The 23,754-nt window shown below is 69.5% G+C and carries 23 protein-coding genes and 1 pseudogene; 10 read left to right on the top strand and 14 right to left on the bottom strand.

The genetic code is table 11. The features are described 5' to 3' along the window. Positions 1-268: 268 nt before the first annotated feature. From WBA97_RS39470 to WBA97_RS39455, 4 genes are all read left to right on the top strand, one after another. The gene (locus WBA97_RS39470) at positions 269-1,276 is read left to right on the top strand and encodes a sensor histidine kinase (protein WP_424236265.1); all 1,008 of its coding nucleotides are present in this window, start codon (positions 269-271) and stop codon (positions 1,274-1,276) included. Next, on the top strand, positions 1,273-1,929 hold the full coding sequence (locus tag WBA97_RS39465) for a response regulator (protein WP_424236264.1): 657 nt from the start codon (positions 1,273-1,275) through the stop codon (positions 1,927-1,929). The genes WBA97_RS39470 and WBA97_RS39465 overlap by 4 nt, the downstream gene beginning before the upstream one ends. A 70-nt stretch (positions 1,930-1,999) precedes the next feature. Next, positions 2,000-2,614 carry a DUF2306 domain-containing protein gene (locus WBA97_RS39460; RefSeq protein ID WP_424236263.1) on the top strand — a complete coding sequence of 205 codons (615 nt, stop codon included), beginning with the start codon at positions 2,000-2,002 and terminating at the stop codon, positions 2,612-2,614. Further along, positions 2,611-3,600 (top strand): NAD(P)-dependent alcohol dehydrogenase, encoded by a 990-nt coding sequence (locus WBA97_RS39455; RefSeq protein WP_424236261.1) that lies wholly within the window; start codon positions 2,611-2,613, stop codon positions 3,598-3,600. The genes WBA97_RS39460 and WBA97_RS39455 overlap by 4 nt, the downstream gene beginning before the upstream one ends. Here the strand turns inward: WBA97_RS39455 and WBA97_RS39450 are convergent. The 3 genes and pseudogenes from WBA97_RS39450 to WBA97_RS39440 form a co-directional block, all read right to left on the bottom strand. Then, positions 3,587-4,420 (bottom strand): amidohydrolase family protein, encoded by an 834-nt coding sequence (locus tag WBA97_RS39450; protein ID WP_424236268.1) that lies wholly within the window; start codon positions 4,418-4,420, stop codon positions 3,587-3,589. The genes WBA97_RS39455 and WBA97_RS39450 overlap by 14 nt on opposite strands. Continuing rightward, positions 4,420-5,343 carry an aldo/keto reductase gene (locus tag WBA97_RS39445; RefSeq protein ID WP_424236260.1) on the bottom strand — a complete coding sequence of 308 codons (924 nt, stop codon included), beginning with the start codon at positions 5,341-5,343 and terminating at the stop codon, positions 4,420-4,422. The genes WBA97_RS39450 and WBA97_RS39445 overlap by 1 nt, the downstream gene beginning before the upstream one ends. A gap of 8 nt (positions 5,344-5,351) precedes the next feature. Then, positions 5,352-5,483, bottom strand: a pseudogene (locus tag WBA97_RS39440) (L-rhamnose mutarotase); the annotation flags it as partial. A gap of 62 nt (positions 5,484-5,545) precedes the next feature. On the opposite strand from WBA97_RS39440, the gene WBA97_RS39435 reads away from it, so the two are divergent. After that, the gene (locus WBA97_RS39435) at positions 5,546-6,238 is read left to right on the top strand and encodes a FadR/GntR family transcriptional regulator (protein ID WP_424236259.1); all 693 of its coding nucleotides are present in this window, start codon (positions 5,546-5,548) and stop codon (positions 6,236-6,238) included. A gap of 7 nt (positions 6,239-6,245) precedes the next feature. Here the strand turns inward: WBA97_RS39435 and WBA97_RS39430 are convergent, their stop codons facing one another. The 6 genes from WBA97_RS39430 to WBA97_RS39405 form a co-directional block, all read right to left on the bottom strand. Then, complete coding sequence (locus WBA97_RS39430) at positions 6,246-6,965, bottom strand: SDR family NAD(P)-dependent oxidoreductase (RefSeq protein ID WP_424236267.1); 720 nt, start codon at positions 6,963-6,965, stop codon at positions 6,246-6,248. 14 nt (positions 6,966-6,979) lie between these two features. Next, positions 6,980-8,269 carry an enolase C-terminal domain-like protein gene (locus WBA97_RS39425; RefSeq protein WP_424236258.1) on the bottom strand — a complete coding sequence of 430 codons (1,290 nt, stop codon included), beginning with the start codon at positions 8,267-8,269 and terminating at the stop codon, positions 6,980-6,982. Positions 8,270-8,675: 406 nt separating this feature from the next. After that, positions 8,676-9,299, bottom strand: a complete 624-nt coding sequence (locus WBA97_RS39420; protein ID WP_424236256.1) for a LutC/YkgG family protein — start codon at positions 9,297-9,299, stop codon at positions 8,676-8,678. Next, entirely contained in the window at positions 9,292-10,725 is a 1,434-nt protein-coding gene (locus WBA97_RS39415) for a LutB/LldF family L-lactate oxidation iron-sulfur protein (protein WP_424236255.1), read from the bottom strand. The genes WBA97_RS39420 and WBA97_RS39415 overlap by 8 nt, the downstream gene beginning before the upstream one ends. Then, a complete protein-coding gene (locus tag WBA97_RS39410) occupies positions 10,707-11,438 on the bottom strand; it encodes a (Fe-S)-binding protein (RefSeq protein ID WP_424236254.1) in 732 nt (243 codons plus the stop codon). Before WBA97_RS39410 ends, WBA97_RS39415 begins: the two co-directional genes overlap by 19 nt. A 33-nt stretch (positions 11,439-11,471) precedes the next feature. Beyond that, on the bottom strand, positions 11,472-12,323 hold the full coding sequence (locus tag WBA97_RS39405) for a fumarylacetoacetate hydrolase family protein (protein ID WP_424236252.1): 852 nt from the start codon (positions 12,321-12,323) through the stop codon (positions 11,472-11,474). Positions 12,324-12,455: 132 nt separating this feature from the next. Between WBA97_RS39405 and WBA97_RS39400 the strand changes: the two genes are divergently transcribed. From WBA97_RS39400 to WBA97_RS39380, 5 genes are read left to right on the top strand one after another with little or no spacing between them, the layout of a single operon-like run. Continuing rightward, positions 12,456-13,997 (top strand): AMP-binding protein, encoded by a 1,542-nt coding sequence (locus WBA97_RS39400; protein WP_424236251.1) that lies wholly within the window; start codon positions 12,456-12,458, stop codon positions 13,995-13,997. Further along, positions 13,994-15,208 (top strand): acyl-CoA dehydrogenase family protein, encoded by a 1,215-nt coding sequence (locus WBA97_RS39395; protein WP_424236249.1) that lies wholly within the window; start codon positions 13,994-13,996, stop codon positions 15,206-15,208. The genes WBA97_RS39400 and WBA97_RS39395 overlap by 4 nt, the downstream gene beginning before the upstream one ends. Before the next feature lie 9 nt (positions 15,209-15,217). Continuing rightward, positions 15,218-15,967, top strand: a complete 750-nt coding sequence (locus WBA97_RS39390) for an enoyl-CoA hydratase/isomerase family protein (RefSeq protein ID WP_424236247.1) — start codon at positions 15,218-15,220, stop codon at positions 15,965-15,967. Positions 15,968-15,980: 13 nt separating this feature from the next. Further along, positions 15,981-16,916 (top strand): VOC family protein, encoded by a 936-nt coding sequence (locus tag WBA97_RS39385; RefSeq protein WP_424236245.1) that lies wholly within the window; start codon positions 15,981-15,983, stop codon positions 16,914-16,916. After that, positions 16,880-17,809 carry an acyl-CoA dehydrogenase family protein gene (locus WBA97_RS39380; protein WP_424236244.1) on the top strand — a complete coding sequence of 310 codons (930 nt, stop codon included), beginning with the start codon at positions 16,880-16,882 and terminating at the stop codon, positions 17,807-17,809. The genes WBA97_RS39385 and WBA97_RS39380 overlap by 37 nt, the downstream gene beginning before the upstream one ends. 30 nt (positions 17,810-17,839) lie before the next feature. On the opposite strand, the gene WBA97_RS39375 is transcribed toward WBA97_RS39380, so the two are convergent. The 5 genes from WBA97_RS39375 to WBA97_RS39355 all read right to left on the bottom strand — a co-directional run bounded on the left by WBA97_RS39375 (position 17,840) and on the right by WBA97_RS39355 (position 23,643). Beyond that, positions 17,840-18,445, bottom strand: coding sequence for a GNAT family N-acetyltransferase (locus WBA97_RS39375; RefSeq protein ID WP_424236243.1), 606 nt, complete (start codon positions 18,443-18,445; stop codon positions 17,840-17,842). Between the two features lie 25 nt (positions 18,446-18,470). Continuing rightward, the gene (locus WBA97_RS39370; protein ID WP_424236242.1) at positions 18,471-20,531 is read right to left on the bottom strand and encodes an alpha-galactosidase; all 2,061 of its coding nucleotides are present in this window, start codon (positions 20,529-20,531) and stop codon (positions 18,471-18,473) included. Positions 20,532-20,553: 22 nt separating this feature from the next. Beyond that, positions 20,554-21,420, bottom strand: a complete 867-nt coding sequence (locus WBA97_RS39365; RefSeq protein WP_424236241.1) for a carbohydrate ABC transporter permease — start codon at positions 21,418-21,420, stop codon at positions 20,554-20,556. Continuing rightward, positions 21,417-22,268 (bottom strand): carbohydrate ABC transporter permease, encoded by an 852-nt coding sequence (locus WBA97_RS39360; protein WP_424236239.1) that lies wholly within the window; start codon positions 22,266-22,268, stop codon positions 21,417-21,419. Before WBA97_RS39360 ends, WBA97_RS39365 begins: the two co-directional genes overlap by 4 nt. Before the next feature lie 76 nt (positions 22,269-22,344). Next, positions 22,345-23,643, bottom strand: coding sequence for an ABC transporter substrate-binding protein (locus tag WBA97_RS39355; protein WP_424236238.1), 1,299 nt, complete (start codon positions 23,641-23,643; stop codon positions 22,345-22,347). Positions 23,644-23,754 lie beyond the last annotated feature (111 nt).

Raw genomic sequence — 23,754 nt, 5'->3', positions numbered from 1 at the left:
GTCCCGAACGGTGGACTCGCGGGTTCTGAACGGTGGACTCGCGGGTTCTGAACGGTGGACTCGCGGGTTCCGAACGGTGGACTCGCGGGGTTTCGGGGTGGAGTTCGGGGGGTCGTACTTTTGGGTGGTATGGGGGGGGTGGGGGTGCTCGTACCATGGGGCGGTGTTTGAGTTTGTTCGGTCGGTTTGGCGGGAGCCTCGGCCCGCTCCGGTGCCGCCGCGTGTGTGGTGGGACTGGGGGCTGGTTGCTGTCCTCTTTGCCGTTGCGGTGGTCGAGGGGGTGTTCCGGCCTGGCCTTGAGTGGCGGGCGCTGTCCGTGGTTATTTGTGCCGGGCTCGCGTTGTTGCTGCCATGGCGGCGGACCCGGCCGCTGCTGGTCGTCGCGGTCACGTTCGGGGTGTGTGGCGTGGCGCCGCTGCTGGTCGGCGGCCCGTTCCCCAACCAGGACGTGCTGGTCTACATGGTGCTGTTGCCGTTCGCGCTGTTCCGGTGGGGATCCGGGCGCGAGGCCGTGGTCGGGGCCGCGATCATGTTCGGCAAGGTCGGCATCGACACGGCGCTGGGGTTTCTCGGGCTCGGCGACGCCCTCGCCGGGGTCGGCGTGCTGTTCTCGGCGATGGCGCTGGGCGCGGCGGTCCGCTACCGGTCGCGGGCCCGCGGCCGCGAGCTGGACCAGGTAAAGCTCGTCGAACGCGCACGGCTGGCCCGCGACCTGCACGACACCGTCGCGCACCACGTGTCGGCGATGGCCATCCGCGCCCAGGCCGGCATCGCGACCGCGGCGACCAACCCGGACGCGGCGGTCGACGCGCTGCGGATCATCGACGCCGAGGCGGCACTCGCGCTGGACGAGATGCGCGGCATGGTCCGGATCCTGCGCGCCGACGGACCAGCGGACCTCTCCCCCGGCCCCCGCGTCGCTGACCTCGCCCGGCTCGAGCCGCCGGTGGAGGTGACGATCACCGGGGACGTCGACGGCCTCCCGTCGCCGGTGAGCGCCGGGATCTACCGACTCGCGCAGGAGGCGGTCACCAACGCGCAACGACACGCCCGGCACGCGACCCGCGTCGTCGTCCGCGTCGCCGCGGACGACCACGAGGTGCGCCTGTCCGTGTGCGACGACGGCGACCCGACCGGCAGGCCAGGCGGGTCCGCTGGCTACGGGCTCGTCGGCATGACCGAGCGCGCCGAACTCCTCGGCGGCACCTGCGAAGCGGGCCCGGCACCCGGCCGAGGCTGGACCGTGACGGCCGTGCTGCCCAGGGTGGCGCCGTGACCATCCGCGTGGTCGTCGCCGACGACCAGGAGATCGTCCGCACCGGGCTCGGCATGATCCTCGACGCGCAACCGGGCATCGAGGTCGTCGGTTCGGCGCCCGACGGGCGGCAGGCCGTCGAGGTGGCGCGGCGGCTGCGGCCCGACGTGTGCCTGTTCGACATCAGGATGCCCGAGCTGGACGGCATCGAGGCCACCCGCAGGCTCGCGGGCCCGGACGTCGCCGACCCGATGGCCGTCGTCGTGATCACCACGTTCGACCTCGACGAGTACGTCTACGCCGCGCTGCGGGCGGGCGCGCGCGGGTTCCTGTTGAAGAACGCGGGCGCCGACATGCTGTCCCAGGCCGTCCACGCCGCGGCGAACGGCGACGCGCTCATCGCGCCCAGCGTCACCGCGCGGCTGCTCGCCACCTTCGCGGGCAGTCGGCCAGCGACACCCCCCGCCCAGCCGATCGACGCGCTCACCGACCGGGAGGAGCAGATCCTCGCCACCGTCGCGCGCGGGCACACCAACAACGAGATCGCCGCCGAGTTCCACATCACGCTCAGCACCGTCAAATCCCACGTCACGAGCCTCATGAACAAGCTCGGCGCCCGCAACCGCGTCGAGGTCGCGATGTGGGCGTACGAGACCGGCCGCGTCCGCAAGTAGCCAAAAGTACGAGGACACAACGGAACCATCGCCCGATGAGTTTCCGTCCGCCGCCGGCGACCATCGTGGTATGACGACTCTGGCCCGACCGCGGTGGCGGTGGCAGGTACCGACGGCGCTGCTCACGCTCACCGCCGTGCCGGTCCTGGCCGGCGCCTTCCGGGTCACCCAGCTGAGCACGGGCGCTGAGACCACGGACAACGCCCGGTTCTTCGCCGATCCCGTTCCGGCGCTGCTGCACATCATCGGCGCGAGCCTGTTCTGCGTCCTTGGTGCGTTCCAGTTCCTGCGCGGCCCACGGCACCGCATGATGGGCCGGTTGATCGTCCCGTGTGGACTGGTCGCCGCGCTGTCGGGAATGTGGATGGCGGTGGTCTACCCGCTGCCATCGTACGACGGCGACCTGATCATGGTGCTGCGGCTCGTGTTCGGCTCCGCGATGGCCACCGCGCTCGTGCTCGGCTTCGTGGCCGTGCGGCAGCGTGACTTCGCCACGCACCGCGCCTGGATGATCCGCGGCTACGCGATCGGCCAGGGTGCGGGCAGCCAGGCGGTCGTGGTCAGCCTCTGGGTCGGGTTCGCGGGCCAGCCGGACGTGCAGACCAGAGCAGTGCTCTTGGGGGCGGCGTGGGTGCTCAACCTCGTCGTCGCCGAATGGATCATTCGCAGGAAGGTGAACCGATGAAAGCCATCGTGCAGGAGAGATACGGCGCGCCGGAGGTCCTGGAGTTCCGGGACGTCCCGGATCCGGTGGTGGGCCATGGCGAGGTGCTCGTCGAGGTGCGGGCGTCGGCGGTGAACGCCTACGACTGGCACCTGCTGCGGGGCGACCCGTACCTGGCGCGCCTGATGTCGCCGTCGTTGCTCGGGTTACGTGGTCCTAAAAGGACGGTCCGGGGCCGGGATCTGGCCGGGCTGGTGGCCGCCGTCGGCCGCGACGTCACGGGTTTCGCGCCGGGTGACGAGGTGTACGGGGACGCCGGCGAGGCGGGCGGCGCGTTCGCCGAGTACGTGTGCGTGCCGAGGGAACGACTGGCGCGCAAGCCGTCCAACCTGACGTTCGAACAGGCGGCCGCGGTGCCGCTGGCCGCGAACACGGCGCTGATGGGCCTGCGTGATGTGGCGGGAGTCCAGCGGGGGCAACGGGTTCTGGTCAACGGCGCGTCCGGCGGCGTCGGCACGTTCGCGGTGCAGCTCGCGAAGTCGTTCGGCGCCGACGTGACCGCCGTGTGCCGCACCGGGAACATGGACCTGGTCCGGCAACTGGGTGCGGACCACGTCGTCGACTACACCCGCGACGACTTCACCCGGCAGCGGTACGACGTGGTGTTCGACCTCGTGGGCAACCGTTCGCTGACCGAGCTCCGGCGCGCGCTCACGCCGGAGGGCACACTGGTCCTGTCCGGTGGCGGCGTGTTCGAAGGCGGCAGCGTCGTCGGCCCGATGGGGATGATGATCCGGTCGAAACTGCTGAACTCGTTCGTCCGGCAGCAACTGGTGGTGCTCGCGGAGAAGTCGAGCACCGCCAACCTGGACACACTGCGCGAGCTGATCGAGGCGGGTGAGGTGACCCCCGCCGTCGACCGGACCTACCCGCTGAGCGAGGTCGCCGCCGCCATCCGGTACGTCGAGGAGGAACACGCCCGCGCGAAGGTCGTCATCGTGATGTGAGCCGGTACGCGCGGGTGGCCGTGCCCGCGAACACCTCGTCCTGTTCGGCTCGCGACAGCTCGCTCGTGCACGCCCGCGCCGCGTCGTAGACCTGCTCGTAGGTGGCGGCCAGCTCGCACACCGGCCAGTCCGAGCCGAACATGACACGGTCATGACCGAACGACTCCAGTACGTGCGCCGCGTACGGACGCAGGTCCTCGACCGTCCACTTCGTCCAGTCCGCCTCCGTGACCAGGCCCGACAGCTTGCAGAACACGTTCGGCCGCGCGGCGAGCTCGGTCAGGAACCGGGCCCACGGCTGGTAGCCACCGTCCGCGACGGCCGGTTTGCCCGCGTGGTCGAGCACCAGCCGGGCACCCGGCACCCTGTCCGCCAGCGCGATCGCGGCGTCGTGTTGCGGCGGCTGGATGAGGATGTCGTAGGTCAGGTCCGCCTCGGCCACGGCCGTGATGCCGCGTACGACCTCCTTGCGCACCAGCCATTCCGGGTCGGCCTCGCCCTGCGCCGGGTGCCGGATGCCCACCAGCGTGTCGCCGCCAGGACCCTCGCGGAGTGCCGCGATCCGGTCCGCGACGTCCGGCGCGCACAGGTCCACCCAGCCGACCACACCGGCGATCAGCGGCGTCGCCCCGGCCGTGGCGAGGAACTCCTCGGTCTCCTCGACCGTGGGCACCGTCTGCACCAGCACGGTGCGGTCCGCGCGGGTCACGGCCGCCAGATCGTCCACAGTGTACGATCGCCGGATCGCGTCGAGGCCGGCCAGCCAGTCGTAGTCGCGGCGGCCGAGGTCCTCCCACAGGTGGTGGTGGGCGTCGATGATCACCGCAGCAGCCCTTCCGCCCGCAGTGCTTCCCACAGCTGCGGCGGCACCTCGACCGCGGCCCGCGCAGCGTTCGACTCGACCTGCCGCACCGAGCTGGCACCCAGCACCACCGCCTCCACGACCGGATGCGTGGCGGGCAACGCGATCGCCGCGGCAGGCAGCTCGACCCCGAACCGCGCGCACACGTCCGCGATCCGACGCGCCCGCTCGACCAGCTCAGCAGGCGCTTCCCGGTAGTCGTACGTCGTGCCGGGGGCCGGGGTCGCGAGGATGCCGCTGTTGAACACGCCCGCCGCCATCACCCGCACGCCGCGTTCCTCGCACAGCGGCAGCAGCTCGTCGAGCGCGGGCTGTTCCAGCAGCGTGTACCGGCCCGCGACCATGATCGTGTCCACATCGGACCGGCGGACGAACTCGGCGAGGATCCGGTCGAAGTTCATGCCGAGCCCGACGCCGCGCAGCACGCCCTGGTCCCGCAGCTCGATCAGCGCGGGAATCGCTCCGGCGAGGGTCTCCTCGACGTAGTCCTCCGCGTCGTGCACGAACGCGATGTCGATCCGGTCGACGCCAAGACGCGCCATGCTGGACTCCAGCGAGCGCAGCACCCCGTCACGTGAGTAGTCGTTCCGCCGCACCAGCGTGGCGGGCACCTCGAAGCCGCTGTTGTCCCGCTGCCCGACGAACGCCGGGTTCTCCGCCAGCAGCCTGCCGACCTTCGTCGACAGCACGTACTCGTCGCGGGGTCTGTCCCGCAACGCCGCACCGAGCCGCAGCTCCGACAGGCCGAGCCCGTAGTGCGGCGCGGTGTCGAAGTACCGGATGCCTGCCGCCCACGCCGCGTCGACGATCGCCGCCGCGGTCTCGTCGGTCATCGCGCGGTACAGGTTGCCCAGCTGCGCGCAGCCCAGCCCGAGCCTCACGACAGCTCCCGCCGCTGCCACGGCACGTTCGCCGGATGGTCGCGCAGCGCGATCTCCAGATCACCCGGAATGACCATGTGCACCCGTTCGTGCTCCGTGTCCCTGCCCGGCTTGAGCCGGGTGTGCAGTGCTACCCGCATCCGATCACCTTTCATGGCACCCTTGGAGGAGAAACATCCGAGGTTTGAGAGGGTCCCTGCCGATGCCCGTTACCGACGAAGCCATCGACAAGATCAAGGGCATGATCATCTCGGGTGAGCTCGCGCCAGGGGACCGGCTCCCCAAGGAGGCCGACCTCGCCCAGCATCTCGGCCTGTCGCGCAGCTCGCTGCGGGAGGCCGTGAAGGCGCTGTGCCTGATCCGCGTGCTCGACGTCCGGCAGGGCGACGGCACGTACGTCACCAGCCTCGAACCGAAGCTGCTGCTCGACGCGATGACCTTCGTCGTGGACTTCCACCGCGACGACACCGTGCTCGACTTCCTCGCCGTGCGGCGCATCCTCGAACCGGCCGCGACCGCGATGGCCGCGACCACCATGACCGAGGCGGACATCGCCGAGCTGGCGAAACTCCTCGAAGGACTCGAAGAGTCGCCGACCGTCGAGTCCCTCGTCGCGAACGACCTGGAGTTCCACCGCCGCATCGCGCTCGGCACCGGCAACCCCGTGCTGTGCTCGCTGATCGACAGCCTGTCCGGACCGACGACCCGCGCACGGATCTGGCGCGGCCTCACCCAGGAAGGCGCGGTCGCGAAGACCCGCGAACAGCACCGCGCGATCTACGACGCCATCGCCGCGCGTGAACCGGAACTGGCGCGATCGTGGGCAACCGTCCACATCGCCGGCGTAGAACAGTGGCTGCGCAATACTCTTGGCGAGCACAGCGAGACCCCCTAGGTTGCCTTCAGGGCTTTGCACGTGGCCGCAGGCCGTACATGCCACCGTCGACCGCGAGCGTGGTCCCGGTGGTCGAGCCGGACAGCGGGCTTGCCAGGTAGGCGATCGCGTTCGCCACTTCCTCGGCCGTCACGAGCCTGCCCATCGGCTGTCGCGCGGCCAGCGCGGCACGTTCGGCCGCCGGGTCCGCCGCCGCGTCGAGCAGCCTGCCGACCCACGGGGTGTCCGCGGTGCCCGGGCACACGCAGTTGACCCGGATGCCGTCGTCGAGGTGGTCGGTCGCCATGGCCAGCGTCAGCGCGAGCACCGCGCCCTTGCTCGCCGAGTACAGGACCCGGTTCGGCAGGCCCTGACACGCGGCGATCGAGCAGGTGTTGACCACCGCGGCCCTCGTGCTCTTCCTCAGGTGCGGCAGCGCGGCCCTGGTCACGCGGGCCATGCCGACCACGTTCACGTCCAGCACCCGGTGCCACTCGGCGTCGTCGTTGGCGGTCACGTCGCCCTGCGCGCCGATGCCCGCGTTGTTGACCAGCACGTCGACGCCGCCGAACCGGGCGACGACCGCGTCGATCGCGGCGCGGACCTGGTCGTCGTCGGAGACGTCGCAGCGGATGCCGTCATCGCCGGGGTTGACGTCGAGGACGGCGACCATTGCGCCGCGCCCGGTAAGAACCCGCGCGGTGGCCGCGCCGATGCCCGACGCGCCACCGGTGACAACCGCTGTCATACCGTCGAAATCGGTCACTTCTCGCTCCACTCAGGACCGTCGGGGAAGGCGAACCGGGCGAGCGCGTCGTCGTCGATGCGCGTGGAGAAGCCCGATGCCGTTGGCGCGAGGTAGCGTCCGCCGCGCACGACAGCCGGGTCGGTGAAGTGCTCGTGCAGCTGATCCACCCACTCGATCGCGCGGTCGGCCTGCGTGCCGGAGATCGCGACGTAGTCGAACATCGACAGGTGCCGCACCATCTCGCACAGGCCGACACCGCCCGCGTGCGGGCACACCGGCACGCCGAACTTGGCGGCCAGCAGCAGGATCGCGATGTTCTCGTTGACCCCGCCGACGCGGGCCGCGTCGATCTGCAGCACCGACAACGCTCCTGCCTGCAGGTACTGCTTGAACATCACGCGGTTCTGGACGTGCTCGCCGGTCGCGACCCGGATCGGCGCGATGGCCTCCGCGATCGCCCGGTGCGCGAGGACGTCGTCGGGTGAGGTCGGCTCCTCGATCCAGTACGGGTCGAACCCGGCGAGCGCCTGCATCCACTTGATGGCGGGCTCGACGTCCCAGCGCTGGTTGGCGTCGACGGCGATCCGGATGTCCGGCCCGACAGCGTCCCGAGCGAGCCGCATGCGCCGGATGTCGTCGTCGAGGCTGCCACCGACCTTGAGCTTCAGCATCGTGAACCCGTCGGCGACGGCCTGTTTCGCGAGGCGAACCATCTTCTCGTCGGGGTAGCCGAGCCAGCCCGCGCCGGTGCTGTACGCGGGATAGCCGCCGGTCTCGATCTCCTCGATCCGCTCCGCCCGGCCGGGTCTGCGCAGGAGGTCGAGAGCCTCCCGCTCGGTGAGCGCGTCGGACAGGTACCGGAAGTCGACCTGTGCCACCAGTTCCTCCGGTGACAGCTCGGACATGAACCTCCACAGTGGACGGTCCGCCCGGCGCGCCGCGAGGTCCCAGGCCGCGTTGACCACAGCCCCGATCGCCATGTGCGCGACGCCCTTCTCCGGGCCGAGCCAGCGCAGCTGCGAGTCGCCGACCAGCTCCTGGTTGAGGGCGGCGAGTTCGGCGGCGGTCTCGGGCACCGGCCTGCCGACGACCATGTGGTCGAGTGCCCTGATGGCGGCGGCCTGCACGTCGTTGCCCCGGCCGATGGTGAACGCGAGCCCATACCCGTCGGGCCCGCTGTCGGTGCGCAGGACCACGTAGGCGGCGGAGTAGTCCGGGTCGGGGTTCATCGCGTCGGACCCGTCCAGCTCCCGCGAGGTCGGGAAGCGGATGTCGAACACGTCCATGCCGGTGATCCGCGCCATGTCAGCCCTGCTCCCCTTCCATCACCGCAACAGACATCCGATGTATACCCGAGCCGTCTCCCGAAATCCAGATCAACCCCAACCCCGATACAACATTGATCCGACCAGTCCCGCGAGTCCAACCCGCACGACCCGCGAGTCCAACCCGCGCGACCGGCGAGTCCAACCCGTGCGAGTCGCCCGTCCGGAACCCCGCGAGTTGGCAGGTCGTGCCGGTTGAACTCGCGGGTCTTCCCGGTTGAACTCGCGGGTCCCGAACCGATGACTCGCGGGTCCCGAACCGTGAACTCGCGGGTCCCCAACCGAAGACTCGCGGGTCCCCAACCGTGGACTCGCGGGTCCCCAACCGAAGACTCGCGGGTTCTGAACCGTGGACTCGCGGGTTCTGAACCGTGGACTCGCGGGGTTAGGTGGCGATCAGGACCTCTAGGTTGCGGGGGCCGTGTACGCCTTCTACCCGGTTCAGTTCGATGTCGCTTGTCGCGGACGGGCCTGAGATGAACGTGAGCGGGCGCGTGGGGTCCAGGCGTGCCAACGCTTCCGGCACCGTGGCCACCACCTGGTCCGCGTGCACCACGCACAGGTGGTAGTCCGGCAGCAACGTCAGCGCCCGCCTGCCCTGCGCCGGTCCGGCGTCCAGCACGATCGTGCCCGTCTGCGCGATCGCCACCGCGCAGCCCGTCAGCACGCCGTCGGCGCGATCCAGTGCCGCGTTCGACAGCGGCCACATCGGCGCGTCCAGCGACCACACGAACTCACCCACCCGCCACCACGCAGGCACGTCCTCGGGCGTCACCATCGCCAGCACACCCCGCGCGACCAGCGTCGACTCGATCTCGTCCGGCAACGACGACGCGGGCACCCGCCGCACGACCGCGCGGTAGTCGGCCACCTGCTTCTCGAACAGCGTGAGCACGTCGCCGAGGTCGCGGGTCCTGTCGTACTCGCGCGGCACCGTCACCGGGCCAGGGCGGTCCGACAGCGCCGCACGGATCCGGCCCAGCACAACGGAACGCGCGCGGTTATCCACGGGTCCTCCGCCACCACGCCGAGAACGACTCCTTCGGGGGCGCGGGCAGGTCACGCGAGTCCGTCCACCTGGAACCCGGCCACGGCAGCCGTTTCACCTGCCCACGCCTGGCCACCAGCCGCAGCACCGTCGCGGCCCGTTGCGCCAGCCGGAAGCGGGCGGGCGACCGCATCACCCACGACGCCGCCGCCATCGCCACCGCCTCGGGGCTGTGCGAGCCATCGACGGCCTTGCCCCGCAGGTGCACCAGCACCTTCGGGATGTCGATGCGTACCGGGCACACCTCGTAGCAGGCGCCGCACAGCGACGACGCGAACGGCAGCGACTTCAGCAGCGCCGCCGTCGCGGGGTCGTCGGTGCCCGCACCCAGCTGCGGTGTCAGTATCGCGCCGATCGGGCCCGGGTACACCGACCCGTACGCCTTGCCGCCGGTCCGCTCGTACACCGGGCACACGTTCAGGCAGGCCGAACACCGGATGCACCGCAGGGCCTGCCGCCCGACGCGGTCGGCCAGCGTCGCGGTCCGGCCGTTGTCCAGCAACACGAGATGGAACGTCTGCGGTCCGTCGCCGGGCGTCACCCCGGTCCACACCGACGTGTACGGGTTCATCCGCTCCGCCGTCGACGAGCGCGGCAGCAACTGCAGGAACACCTCGAGGTCCGACCACGTCGGCACCAGCTTCTCGATGCCCATCACGGTGATCAGCGTCTCGGGCAGCGTGAGGCACATCCGCCCGTTGCCCTCGGACTCCACCACCACGACGGATCCCGTGTCGGCGACGGCGAAGTTGGCGCCCGAGATGGCGACCTTCGCGGAGAGGAACTTGCGCCGCAGGTGCGCGCGGGCCGCCTCCGCCAGGTCGGCCGGCTCGTCCGACAGATCGTCCACATCGGACATCCTGGCGCGGAAGATGTCGCGGATCTCCGAGCGGTTGCGGTGGATGGCCGGCACGAGGATGTGTGACGGGCGGTCGTCGCCGAGCTGCACGATCAGCTCGGCGAGGTCGGTCTCGATGGCCGAGACGCCACCTTCCTCGAGTGCCTCGTTGAGCCCGATCTCCGCGGTGGCCATCGACTTGACCTTGACGACCTCGTCCGCGCCCGTCTCCTTCACCAGGCGCAGCACGATCTCGTTGGCCTCGGCCGCGTCGCGCGCCCAGTGCACGATCCCGCCACGCGCCGTGACCGCCGCCTCCATGCGTTCCAGATAGACGTCCAAATTGGACAGGACGTCGTCCTTGATGGCCTCCCCAGAAAGCCGGAGCTGTTGCCAGTCGGGCAGTTCCGCGACCGCGGCGGCCCGCTTGGTGCGGATGGTCGAGGTGGCGTGCGCGAGGTTGCCGCGCAGCTGGACGTCGGCGAGCGCGTCCCGCGCGGCGTTCGGGAAGGTCGGGCTGCCCAGCCACGTCACGGGGTTGCGGCCCATGGCTCCTCCTCCGTGCTCGCCAGGATCTCCGCGAGGTGCAGCGACCGCACCCCCGTCTTCAGCCGCGACAGCCCGCCGCCGATGTGCATGAGGCACGAGTTGTCGCCCGCCGTCACGACCTGCGCGCGGGTCTCCAGCACGTGCGTCATCTTGTCGGCGAGCATCGCGGTCGACGTCTCCGCGTTCTTGAGCGCGAACGTGCCGCCGAACCCGCAGCACGACTCGGCCGATGGCAGCTCGACCAGGTCGAGGCCGCGGACGTGCCGGAGCAGCGTCAGCGGCTTGTCGCCGACGCCGAGCATGCGCAGCGAGTGACAGGTCGGGTGGTAGGTGACGCGGTGCGGGAAGTACGCGCCGACGTCGCTCACCCCGAGCACGTCGACGAGGAACTCGGACAGCTCATAGGTCCGCCCGGCCACCGACCCCGCACGTCTGTGCAGGTCCGGGTACATCTCGCGGACCATGCCGACGCACGACCCGGACGGCGCGACCACCGCGTCGTAGCCGTCGAACGCCTTCGTGTGCCGCTTCGCCAGCTTGGCCGCGTGCGCGCGGTAGCCGGTGTTGTGGTGCATCTGGCCGCAGCAGGTCTGCGCGGCGGGGTAGTCGACCTCACAGCCGAGCCGTTCCAGCAGGCGGACGACCGCACGCGCGGTGTCCGGGAAGAACGTGTCGGTGAGACACGTGGCGAACAACGCGACCCGCGTGCCCAACTCTCTTCCCTTCTCGCAGCCGACCGGCCGGCCTCAGCCCTTGACGACCACCTGACGCTGCCTGCCGAGCCCGTCGATCTCGATCTCCACCACGTCGTCGACCGAAAGGTATGGGAATCGGCCCGAGAGCGCGACCCCCTGCGGGGTGCCGGTGTTCACCAGGTCACCCGGTTCGAGCACCGTGTACTGGCTGATGTCGTGGATCAGCGTCGCCACGCTGAACAGCATGTCGGCCGTGTTCGAGTCCTGCCGGGCCTCGCCGTTCACCCAGGACCGCAGCCCGAGCGCCTGGGGGTTGCCGATGTCGCCCGCCGGGACGAGCCACGGGCCGAGCGGGTTGAACGTCTCGCACGACTTGCCCTTCGACCACTGGCCGCCGGACACCTCCAGCTGGAGCGCGCGCTCGGACACATCGTTCGACAGAACGTAACCGGCGATGCAGGCGAACGCGTCCTCCTGCGAGGTCAGGTAACGGGCGCGCCTGCCGATCACGACACCGAGCTCGACCTCCCAGTCGACCTTGGCGGCACCCCTCGGGAGGAAAACGTCGTCGTTCGGACCCACCACAGTGTTCGGATGTTTGTAGAAGATCACGGGGTGCTCGGGCGGTGCGGCGCCGGACTCGGCCGCATGTGCGGCGTAGTTCATACCGACGCAGACAACGGCCGGTGGCCGTGCTATCGGGGCGCCGATCCGCTCCCCGTCCACGTCATCAGGGGCAAGCTCACCCGCAGCGAGGGCCGCGCGCACCCGGTCGAGACCAGCCGCGGCCAGAAAAGCACCGTCGATGTCGTCCGTCAGCCCGGAGAGGCCGAACGACCGGCCACCGTCGTCGAGCACGACGGGCCGTTCCGCGCCGAGGGCGCCCACTCGCATGAGCCGCAAGGCAAACCTCCATGGTGAACCAGCCGGTGGCGTATGCGGAGCCTAGCAGCCACCACCACCCACACCGGGCCGTCGATCATGAATACATCCGACCTTTGTGCACTTTGGTTGTATCCGTGCTCGGATGGGTCAGTGGAGAGTTTCGTGCTCGGCGACGTGCTCAGGTCACGTGCGGACAGTCATGGGAGCGAGCCCTTTCTGCGCTTTCGTGACGGCGATCTCACCTACCGTGACGTGGACACCGAGGCAAACCGCGTCGCGCGGGGACTGATCGGACTGGGTGTCGGCAAGGGCGACCACGTCGCCGTCATGCTGCCGAACTGCCCGGAACTGGTGACGGTGATCTTCGCGCTCGCCCGCCTCGGCGCGGTGGCGGTGCCGGTGAACTCGGCGCACCGAGGCGAGGTGCTGAGGCATGTCCTGTTCAGCTCCGACTCGACCACGTTGATCATCGACGAGGAGTACCTCGGCAGGCTTCCGCTCGAACGGCTGCCCGGCCTGGCCCGGCTCGTGGTCCGGGGCACACCACCAGCAGGCGCGGTGAGCCTGAACAGCCTGCGCGGGCGCGACGCCGCCGAGCCGAGGGCAGGCGTCGTGTTCTCCGACCTGCAGGCGATCATGTACACGTCCGGCACCACCGGGCCCTCCAAGGGCGCGATGGTGTCCCACTCGCTCGCGCTGACCTGCGCGTACGACTCGCTGAACTACCTCGACCGGTGGGGCAAGACCACCTACTGTCCGTTGCCGCTGTTCCACGCCGCGGGGTTGTGGGACGGGGTGTTCTCGGCGTTGCTGTCGGGCGCGTCGATCGCGGTGGTGGACCGGTTCAGCGCGTCCAGGTTCTGGGACGACGTGCGGCACTTCGACGCGCGGCTCGCGCTGAGCGTGTTCTCGATGATCCCGATCCTGATGAGCGCGCCGCCGACCGACCGCGACAAGGACCACCCGCTCGAGATGTTCTACATGGGTAAGTCCGCTTTGGACGCACCACTTCGGGCGCGGTTCGGGGTACGGTCGGTGGAGACGTACACCTCGACCGAAGCCGGCATCGCCACCGGCAGCCCGTACGGAGAGTGGCGACTCGGCTCGTGCGGGACCGTCCACTCGGAACGGTTCCACGCCGCGGTGGTCGACGAACACGATCGCGAGGTCGCCGCTGGTGAGCCAGGTGAGCTGGTACTGCGACCCAAGCAGCCCTACGTGATCACCACCGGGTACTACGGGACGCCGGAGGCCACGGCCGACACGTTCCGCAACCTGTGGTTCCACACCGGCGACCGTGTGTGGTGCGACGAGGACGGGTACTTCTACTTCCTGGACCGGATGAAGGACTCGATCCGCCGCCGTGGCGAGAACATCTCGGCGTTCGATCTGGAGATCGAGGTCAACACGCATCCGGCGATCCTCGAGTGCGCGGCGATCGGGGTGCCGTCGGAGCTGGAGGACGAGGACGTGAAGCTCGTGGTCGTGCTGCGGCCAGGGAAGAAGCTCGCCCACGAGGAGCTGGTGGAGTTCTGCGTGGAGCACCTGCCGAAGTTCATGGTGCCGCGCTACATCGAGTTCGTCGGCGCGCTCCCCCGCACCCCGACCGACAAGGTCGCCAAGTACAAGCTGCGAGAGCAGGGCGACCGCGGCATCACGGACACGACGTGGGACGGTGAGGCAACGCGGTGAACTGGGAAGACACGCCAGAGGAGGCCGAGTTCCGGGACGAGGTGCGGGGCTTCGTGACCGCGCGCTTCCCGGCGGCGTACCGGCCGGACCCCGACGCCGAGCACAGCCTGGAGCCCGAGGACGTGTGGGGCTACAACTGGGCGGTGGACCGCCGGTCTCCCGATGCGCGGCGCCGCGATGGCGCGCTCGGCTGGGCCGCCGCGCTGGCGGAACGCGGGTGGATCACCCCGCACTGGCCAGCCGAGTACGGCGGCGCCGGGCTGTCCGCCAGGCAGGAGTTCATCCTGCAGGAGGAGATGATGCGGGCGCGGGTGCCGACGGTGAACGGCATCGGCGCGTTCCTGCTCGGCCCGACGATCCTCGAGCTCGGCACCGACGAGCAGAAGGCCGAGCACCTGCCGAGGATCGCACGCGGGGAAACCACGTGGGCGCAAGGGTTCTCCGAGCCCGGCTCGGGGTCGGACCTGGCTTCGCTGCGGACCCGCGCGGTGCGCGACGGCGATGACTACGTGGTCAACGGCCAGAAGGTGTGGACGTCGCTGGGCATGCAGGCCGACTGGCTGTTCGTGCTCGTGCGCACGGACCCGGACGCGCAGAAGCACAAGGGCATCACGTTCCTGCTGGTGGACACGAAGACCCCGGGCGTGACGGTCCGGCCGATCACCGACATCCGCGGTGACACGCCGTTCGCGGAGATCTTCTTCGACGACGCCCGCGTGCCGGTCGCGAACCGCGTCGGCGAGGAGAACCGAGGCTGGTACGCCGCGATGACCGCGCTCGGCTTCGAGCGCGCAGGCATCGGCGCGACCGTCAAGTTCGAGCAGGCACTGTCCACTTTGGTCGAATATCTCAAGTCGGAAGAGGGCCGCGCGACGGCCCGGCCGGACACCGCCGGGCTGCGACTGGAGATCGCGCGCCGGTACGCGGAGATCCGCGTGCTCTACAACCTCGCGCGGCACTCGGCGTCCTCCGGGGACTACGCGGGTTCGGTGAGCCAGCTGTTCGGCGCGGAGCTGCACCAGCGGCTCGCGCGCACCGGCGCGAAGGCGTTCGGCCGGCTCGCGGAGCTGTGGCAGCGCGAGGACGCGCCGCTCGGCGCCGCGTTCACCCATCTGCGGCTCGACTCGGTAGCCGCTACTTTTCTAGGTGGAACCACCGAGATCCAACGCAACGTGATCGCCACCCGAGGGCTCGGACTGCCCAGGAGTTGAGAGGACAGCATGACCTACGAAACGCTCGACGTCCGGATCGAAGACCGGGTCGCGTGGCTCACGCTGAACCGGCCGGAGAAGCTGAACGCGCTGACGCCGGAGTCGATGACCGAGCTGCGGCGGTTCTGCACCGAGGCCGACGACGACGAGAACGTGCACGTGGTGGTGCTGCGCGGGGCCGGTGAGCGGGCGTTCTGCGCCGGCATGGACCTGAAGTGGTCCGAGGGCCTGACGAAGAGGGAACGCATCGAGCAGGGCAGGCTCGGCGAGAAGACCTTCTCCATGCTGGAGCGCCTTTCGGTGCCGGTGATCGCGGCCGTGCACGGCTACGCGGTCGGCGGCGGCCTGGAGCTGGCGCTCGCCGCGGACTTCATCGTGTGCTCGGACACCGCGAAGATGGGCCTGGTCGAGATCACGCTGTCCGCGCGCCCGCCGTACCAGCCGAAGTACATGAACGGCGGCGAGGACCCGGACCAGCCGGAGTTCGGCGGTTCCGCGCCAGGATGGGGTGGCGTGAAGCGGCTGCCCAAGCGCGTCGGCAAGGCGCGGGCGAAAGAGATGCTGTTCACCGGCATCCAGCTCGACGCCGCCCGTGCGCTGGAGCTGGGCCTGGTGAACAGCGTGTTCCCGGCCGACGAGTTCGACAAGCAGGTCGCCGGGCTGGCCGAGCGCGTCGCCGCCATGAACCGCTACAACCTGCGGCTGGTCAAGGAACTGGTGGACAACGAGTACGACTGGATCGAGCCGCACCCCAGCTGAGAGAGGAGTCGCCATGCAGATCTACCGCGTTGACCATGTCGCACAGGCGGTTCCTTCCCTGGAGCCGCAGATCGACTTGCTGGAGAAGCTGTTCGGCTTCCGCACCACCCATCGATGGGACAACGAGGCCGCCGGTGTTCGCGGCGCCCGGCTGGAGATCCCCGGCACGTGGGGCCACACCTGGCAGGTACTGGCCCCGGCCGGGGAGAACTCGTCGATCCAGCGCTGGCTGGACGAGCACGGCGGCCGCCCCGGCCTGCACCACATCGGTATCGAGGTGCCGGACCTTGACGCGGCGGTGGCCGAGCTGGACGAACGCGGCATCAAGGTCACGGACGGCGTGCCGGGCAAGTGGGTGGAGGCGTCACTGTCCCCGCCCGCGCACGGCCCCGGCGTGCTGTTCCGCCTGCGCGGCCCCGGCACGCTGGCGATGACGGGTGACGAGGACGCCGTCGCGGCGCCGCCGTCCTCTGTGGACGGACCGACGCTCGGGATCGTGAACCTGGACCACGTCTGCCAGGCGTTCCCGGACCGCGACGAGCTGTCCGCGTGGTACCGGGACCTGCTCGGTGTCGTCGAGGTGTGGCGCACCGCCGACGACGAGCACCCGGACATGGCGGACCTGGTGCTGAACGTGCCCGGCTCCAGCGTCTGCCTCGAAGTGATCACCTCGCGCGGTGAGGAGTCGTTCATCGACAAGTTCCTCTCCCGCAACGGTCCCGCGGCCCACCACGTGACCTTCCAGGTGTCCGACTGGGACGCCGCGCTGGACGCCTGCCGCCACCACGACGTCCCCACCTTCGACGACGAGGAGGGCGTCACCGACGGAGCCAGCTGGAAGCACACGTTCATCCACCCGAAGAAGACCGGTGGCGTGCTGGTGCAGCTGTTCTGGGAGGAGCGGCCCGGCGTGTGGGTCCGGTCGGACAAGATCCCCGGCAGGCGCTGATGGACCTGACGCTCACCGAGGACCAGACGATGGTCCAGCGGACGGCCCGCGAGTTCCTCGCGGGCCGCGAGGGCCAGGATGTCTGGAAGGAGATCACGGACCTCGGCTGGCAGGCACTGCCGTTCGAGGACTTCGGATTCCTCGAGGCGTGCCTGATCGTCGAGGAACTGGGGCGGGCGCGGGTGACCGTTCCCTATGTGTCCACAGTGGCCTGTGCGGGTTTCGCGGCGCCCGCCCTTCGTACCCGCATCGCCGGTGGCGAGGTGTTCGCCTACGCGCCGTTCAGCGGTGCGCTGGTCCCGTGGGCGGCGGAGGCGGCGGAACTGCTGGTGGCAACCCCGTCGGGCGTCGTGCTGACGTCCGAAGTGGACCGCACCCCGGTGTCGGTGGTCGGCCCCGCGCCGACGTGTCGCGTCACATACGACTCGGTGACCGGCACGTCCCTGGCCGCGGCCACGGACACCATCGAGGCCTACGGTGCCGCGGCCACGTGCGCCGAGATGGTGGGCGGCGCGCAGGCGGTGCTGGACAAGACGGTCGAGTACGCCAAGGAACGCGAGCAGTTCGGCAAGCCCATCGGCGCCTTCCAGGCGGTGCAACACCACTGCGCGAACATGGCCATCGACGTGATGGGCGCGAGGTTCATCGCGTACGAGGCGATCTGGCGGTTGTCCCGCGGCCTGGACGCGTCGGTGGAGGTGTCGGTGGCGAAGTCGTGGGTGAGCGAGGCGTACGAACGCGTCTGCGCGCTGGGCCACCAGGTCCACGGCGCGATCGGCTTCACAGAGGAACACGACCTGCACCACTACACCCGCCACGCGATGTCGAGCGCCCTGGCCTTCGGCGACGCGGACACCCACATCGACAGGTTGGCCACACACCTCGGCATCTAGCCGGCCCACCTCTCCGGACATAGGGCACTTTCAGTGCATCAGCAGGCGGGCCATCACGAGGGAGTGCGCGAACGACTGGACTTCGGTGAAGCCCATTCGGCGGTAGAAGCCGATCGCGCGTTCGTTGGCGCGGGCCACGCCCAAGTGGATGCCGGGAACACCGATCGCGGCGAGGTCGTCCAGCAGCGCGGTCAGCAGGCGGCGGCCGTCGCCCTGGCCCTGGAGGCGGGGTAGCAGGTCGATGTGGAGGTGGGCCGGGTAGCGCTCCACCACGTCGGGGGGCGCGGTGGGCGGGGAGTGGATCAGGCGCACGATCCGCTCGTCCGCGGACTCGGGTGGGAAGGCACCCAGCGGGTAGCGGGACCGGAGCGACGGCCACCACTCGCGCTCGCACCACCGCTCGAACGCCACCGTGTCCTGGACGCCGAGCACGTAGCCCGCCACGCCGTCCTCGTCGGTGCCGACCAGGGCCAGCGCGGCCGGGAAACGCAGGTACGGGCCCACGTACACCTCGCCGAGCAGCCTCGGGTCGAGGTACTGGCCCGTCGCGTCGTTGCCGCTGTCGCCGGTCAGCAGGCAGATGTCGTACAACACCTGCTCCTCGTCCGGCTGGTACGTCCTGATCTTCGCGTTCACCGGATCATTATCAGCCCGGCCGACCTCACAGCGCCGTCAGATGTACGAGCCACGCCTGCTCCGGCGTGAGTACCGGCGGCCGGATGCCCACTTCGGACAGCACACGGCCGGAGAGAATGCGCTTTCCAAGGTCCGGCGGCGGGTTCTGCTGTGCGCGGGGTGCGCCACCGGGGGTCACCGGCGCGACCTCGTACCGGCGGGACGGGTCAAGGCCGGGGAGCCGGACCGGCGCGGGCACGGTGCGTGCCGACGACGTCAGCTGTGCGTAGCAGAACACCGCCTCGGCAGGCCCCACCACGCCCGTCAGCGTCGCCGACGGATCCGCCACGTCGCCGCGCACCAGCGTTCCGGCGTGCAGCAGGCCGCGGACCGACTTGTAGAACGCCACCGCCTCGGCCAGCCCCGCCTGCTCACCCGCCGACGCCGACGCGATGTCCCACTCGATGCCGAAGTGCCCGAACAACGCCGTCGCCACGCGGAACGACAGGTCCTGTGTGCGGCCGGTCGTGTGCGAGTGCGGCGGGCCGACGTGCGCGCCGATCAGTTCGAGCGGCAACAGCAGCGCCGTCCACCGCTGGATGGTCTGCCGTTCCAGCGCGTCGTTGCAGTCGCTCGCCCACACGCGATCCGTGCGCGCCAGGATCTCCAGGTCGGTCCGGCCGCCGCCGCTGGAGCAACTCTCGATCTCGATACCTGGGTGCCTGGCCCGCAGCTCGTCCAGCAACCGGTACACCGCAAGCGTTTGCGCGTGTGCCCTGGCGCCGATCAGGTCGCGGTTGTGGTCCCACTTCACGAACGCCACGTCGTTGTCCCGCAGCAATTCGTCGAGCCGGTCCAGGATGTACGCGTAGGCGTCCGGGTTCGCGAGATCCAGGACCTGCTGGTGGCGCGAGGTCGGCGGCAGCGTGCCGTCGCCAGGCGCGAGCACCCAGTCCGGATGCGCGCGGCACAGGTCCGAGTCGGGGTTGACCATCTCGGGTTCGACCCAGATGCCGAACTCCATGCCCAGCCCGGTCACGTGCGTGATCAGCGGCGTCAGCCCGTCCGGCCACACGCCGTCGTCGACGTACCAGTCGCCGAGGCCCGCGGTGTCGTCCCTGCGGTGGGAGAACCAGCCGTCGTCCAGCACGAACCGTTCGACGCCGACCCGGGCGGCCACGTCCGCGAGCCCCTTCAGCCGGGCCAGGTCGTGGTCGAAGTACACGGCCTCCCACGTGTTCAGCACGACCGGCCTCGGCCGCACGGGATGGGACGGCCGCGCACGCGTCCACTGGTGGAACGCGGCGCTGATCCCGTCGATCCCGGCGCCGGAGTACGCGGCGTAGAGCCACGGCGAGGAGTACGTCTCCCCCGGCACGAGGATCACCTCACCACTGGCCGGCAACTCACCGCCGCCCAGCACACCGCGGCCCTCGTGGACCCGCTCCGCGTAGGTGACGTGGTTGCCGCTCCACGCGACGTGCACTGCCCACACCTCACCGGTGCGGAACCCGAAACCACTGGTACCGGCCAGGATAGCGGGCGTCGCGTCGTGCCCAGTGCGGCCGCGTCTGCTCTCCCGCACCCACGACCCGGGGTCGAACCCCCTCCGCTGCGGGTGTTTCTCCCGGATCCACCGGCCGGTGAAGTCCATCAGCTCGGACGCCTGCGCTGGCACCGGCAGCGCGGCCTCCAGCCCGTCCACGATGTACGGGGCATCGCCGGTGTTGGTCACCGAATGCCGCAGCCGCAGCACCCCAGACGGTGTCAAGTCCACAGTGGACTCCACACGCAGCCCGCCACCGTCGAGCACGAACCCGGCCTCGGTCGCGGACGACAACGTCATGGCAGGCAACCAGTCCGTGCCGGAGCGATGCCCGCGCAACCCCGGCCGCCCTGGATAGCCCTGCCGGGCCGACGGCAGCAACGCGATCGGGATCGGGACATCGGGCGCGTTCGGCGGGATCGGCGAGATCGCGCCGTCCGCCAGCGACAGCAGATCGTCCTCGGACAGGTCGCCGAGCGGCGCGCCCCAGTGGACCACCGACGGCACGTCACGCGCGTCGATGACCAGGCTGACGGTCTCCGCACGCAGATGGACGATCACGACGCCGCCCCGCAGACTCCGCTCATCCCTTGGTGGCTCCCAGCGTCAGACCGGCACGCAGGTGCCGTTGCAGCAGGAAGAAGATCACGAGCGTGGGGATCGCGACGATCACCGAACCCGCGGACAGCAGGTTGTAGTCGGTGAAGAACTGGCCCCGCAGGTTCTGCAGCGACGACGTCACGGGGAACTTGTCACCGGTGCGCATGAACGCGACGGCCCAGAAGAAGTCGTTGTACACCCACGTGATCTGCAGGGTCGCGAGCGCCGCGAGCGCCGGACGGCACAGCGGCAGCACGACCTGCCAGAACTGGCGGAACACGCCGGCGCCGTCGACCAGCGCGGCCTCCGTCAGCTCCTTCGGGATGGTCTTCATGTAGTTGCTCAGCACGAACGTGCAGAACCCGGTCTGGAACGCGATGTTCACCGCGATCACCGCGTAGTACGTGTCGTAGAGCGATCCCGAGTCGCTGAACCAGAACGGCACCTCGATGTTGAGGAACAGCCGGAACAGCGGCACCAGCAACGCCTGCTGCGGCAGCAGGTTCGCCGCGGTGAACAACGCGAGCATCGCGAGGTTGAACTTGAAGGTGTACCGCGCCAGCACGAAGGCCGCTGACGACGCGAGCAGCAGCGTGATGACCACCGACGGGACCGTGATGACCACCGAGTTGTAGAACGTCTGCCCGAAGTTGCCACGCGACCACGCGTTGACGTAGTTGTCCAACGTGAAGCCACCGAACGAGAAGTACCGGTTCTCGGAGGTGAAGTCGTAGTCCCGGAACGAGTTGTAGACCGCCCACGCGATCGGGAACAGCCACCCGACGGCCATCACGGCCAGGAACACCCGCAACACGATGCGCGCCGGACTCCGGCGCCCGACGACAGTCATCGCTGCTCCCGCATGACCTGGACCAGGTAGATCACGATGAACACGGTCGAGATCGCGATCATGATGGTGGCCAGCGCCGACCCGAAGCCGACGCGGCTCGCCTCACCGATCACGTTCTGTGTCACCAGGGTGGAGATCAGCTCGAGCCCGTTGCGCCCCTTGTTGAGCACCCAGACGATGTCGAACGCTCTGAGTGCCTCGATCACCGTGATCACCAGGACCACGATGTTCACCGGCCGCATCACCGGCCAGACGACCTGGAAGAACGTGCGCACCTCGCCGGCACCGTCGACGGCCGCGGCCTCGCGCAGCGCGGGGTCGACCGCCTTCAGCCCCGCCAGGTACAGCAGCATGATGTACCCGGTGTGCCGCCAGCTCGCCGCGACCAGCACCGCCCACAGGTTGACGTCCGGGTCGCCGATCCAGTCGACCTTGATATTGAACAGCGCGTTGAGCAGGCCCTGGTCGCGGGAGTAGAGCAGCTGCCAGATGAACCCGACCAGTGCCAGCGACAGCACCACCGGCAGGAAGAAGATGCTCTGGTAGATCCGGCTTCCCCGAACCTCACGGTCGAGCAGCGCCGCGAGGAAGATGCCGAGCAGCGTCGGCCCGAAGAAGAACACGACCAGCCAGATGAGGTTGTGTTCCATCGCGGGGCGAAACGGCGGGTAGTTCGACGTGACGTCGACAAAGTTCTGCGTGCCGACGAAGTTCATCTCGGCGATGTTCCCGATGCCGTTCCAGTCGGTGAACGACAGCACGATCGTCGAGATCGCGGGCAACCACACCAGGCTGACGACGATGAGCGCCGGGACCGTGACCATCAGCACGACGGTCAGCTTGTCCATGGTGGACAAGGTGCGCGCGTGCTTCGGCCGGGGTGCACGGGACTTGGTCCCCGTGCGCCCCGGCCGGGTCACCAGGTCAGCCACCGAAGATCGATTTCTTCTGGCTTTCGATGCTCTTGGTCAGCCCGTCCACGTCGTCCGGGTTCTTGATGAACTCCTGCAGCGACGGGATCATGACCGTCGAGGCGAAGTCGGGCCGGGTGTCGCGGTCGAGGAACTGCGAGATCGACTTGGCGCCGCTGACGAGCTCCTCGCCCTTCGTCTGCAGTGCGTTGTACCCGGACTTGTCGGCGTCGTCGTGCGCGCCGATGTTGTTCGGGTCGGACTTGAGGTAGGTGTCCTCTGCCTTGGCGGTGCCAAGGTGCTTGAGCAGCGCCATCGCGCCGTCGGAGTTACGCGGGCGGGCGGCCATCATGAAGCCGTCGATCGGCGCCTCGACCACGTCGGAGCCGATCGCCGGGTCGATCTCGGGGAACGGGAAGAAGTCCAGGTCGTCGCGCTCCGCGCCCTCGGGGAACTGCTGGCCGACGAACATGCCCAGGGTGTACATCCCGGACTCCTTGTTCAGCAGCGACTGCGCGGCCTCCTGCCAGGTGCGGCCGAGCGCGGCGGGCTGGTGCAGCGGCAGCAGCTCACGCCACTGGTCGAAGACGCTCTTGACTTCCTTCGAGGCCCAGGACTTCTCGCCCGCCATCAGCTCGCGGTGGAAGTCGTAGCCGTTGATGCGCAGGTTCAGGTAGTCGAACGTGCCCATCGCGGGCCAGCCGTCGGAGTCGCCGAACGCGATCGGGTTGAGGCCGTCGCCCTTCATCTTCGTGGCGAGCGCGACGAAGTCGTCCATGGTCTTCGGCGGCTCGTAGCCCTTGTCGGCGAAGACGCTCTTCCGGTAGAAGACGGCCCACGGGTAGTAGTACAGCGGCACGAAGTACTGCTTGCCGTCCGCGCCAGTGGACTGCTGCTTCATCGCGTCCGAGAAACCGCTGCCGATGTCGGCCCACACGTCACTGATGTCGCCGACCAGGCCCTGCTCGGCGAAGAACTGCATGCGGTAGCCCGCGAACCAGCCGAACACGTCGTCCGGGCCGCCCTGCAGGTAGTTGTTGATGTTCTCCTGGAACGAGTTGTGATCGATTGTGTTGATCTTGACGGTGCCGCCGGAGAAGCCCTTCATCACGTCCGCGATGGCCTTCTTGGGCACCTCGTCGGACCAGTTCGAGCCGAGCGTGACCTCACCGCCACCGCCCCCGCCATCCCCGCTGCCGCAGGCGGCGAGACCCGCCAGCGCTCCCGCGCCGAGCATCCCCTTCAACATCGTCCGCCGTCCGATGTTCACGGCGGAGACGCCGCCTGCACCGAACGATCGAGGGCTCATCATTGTGCGCCTCCTCAGGGAGCGGCCAGAAAAACCAACACTTGTGAACGCGACCTCTCAGAATCGAAACCTTTGCTGGCGGCATACGCGCCTGTCAAGAGGGCGAACCGAATC

This window comes from Actinophytocola sp., assembly GCF_049647105.1.
Lineage (GTDB): Bacteria > Actinomycetota > Actinomycetes > Mycobacteriales > Pseudonocardiaceae > Actinophytocola.
Note: the sequence above shows the minus strand (reverse complement) of the source record. Positions and strands in the feature narration are given on the sequence as shown.

Bases quoted from the DNA above. Each gene is read 5' to 3' on its own strand.
- WBA97_RS39460 (WP_424236263.1), top strand. From the start codon at position 2,000: ATGACGACTCTGGCCCGACCGCGGTGGCGGTGGCAGGTACCGACGGCG.
- WBA97_RS39455 (WP_424236261.1), top strand. From the start codon at position 2,611: ATGAAAGCCATCGTGCAGGAGAGATACGGCGCGCCGGAGGTCCTGGAG.
- WBA97_RS39435 (WP_424236259.1), top strand. From the start codon at position 5,546: ATGCCCGTTACCGACGAAGCCATCGACAAGATCAAGGGCATGATCATC.
- WBA97_RS39430 (WP_424236267.1), bottom strand. From the start codon at position 6,965: ATGACAGCGGTTGTCACCGGTGGCGCGTCGGGCATCGGCGCGGCCACC.
- WBA97_RS39425 (WP_424236258.1), bottom strand. From the start codon at position 8,269: ATGGCGCGGATCACCGGCATGGACGTGTTCGACATCCGCTTCCCGACC.
- WBA97_RS39415 (WP_424236255.1), bottom strand. From the start codon at position 10,725: ATGGGCCGCAACCCCGTGACGTGGCTGGGCAGCCCGACCTTCCCGAAC.
- WBA97_RS39390 (WP_424236247.1), top strand. From the start codon at position 15,218: ATGACCTACGAAACGCTCGACGTCCGGATCGAAGACCGGGTCGCGTGG.
- WBA97_RS39385 (WP_424236245.1), top strand. From the start codon at position 15,981: ATGCAGATCTACCGCGTTGACCATGTCGCACAGGCGGTTCCTTCCCTG.
- WBA97_RS39365 (WP_424236241.1), bottom strand. From the start codon at position 21,420: ATGACTGTCGTCGGGCGCCGGAGTCCGGCGCGCATCGTGTTGCGGGTG.
- WBA97_RS39360 (WP_424236239.1), bottom strand. From the start codon at position 22,268: ATGGACAAGCTGACCGTCGTGCTGATGGTCACGGTCCCGGCGCTCATC.
- WBA97_RS39355 (WP_424236238.1), bottom strand. From the start codon at position 23,643: ATGATGAGCCCTCGATCGTTCGGTGCAGGCGGCGTCTCCGCCGTGAAC.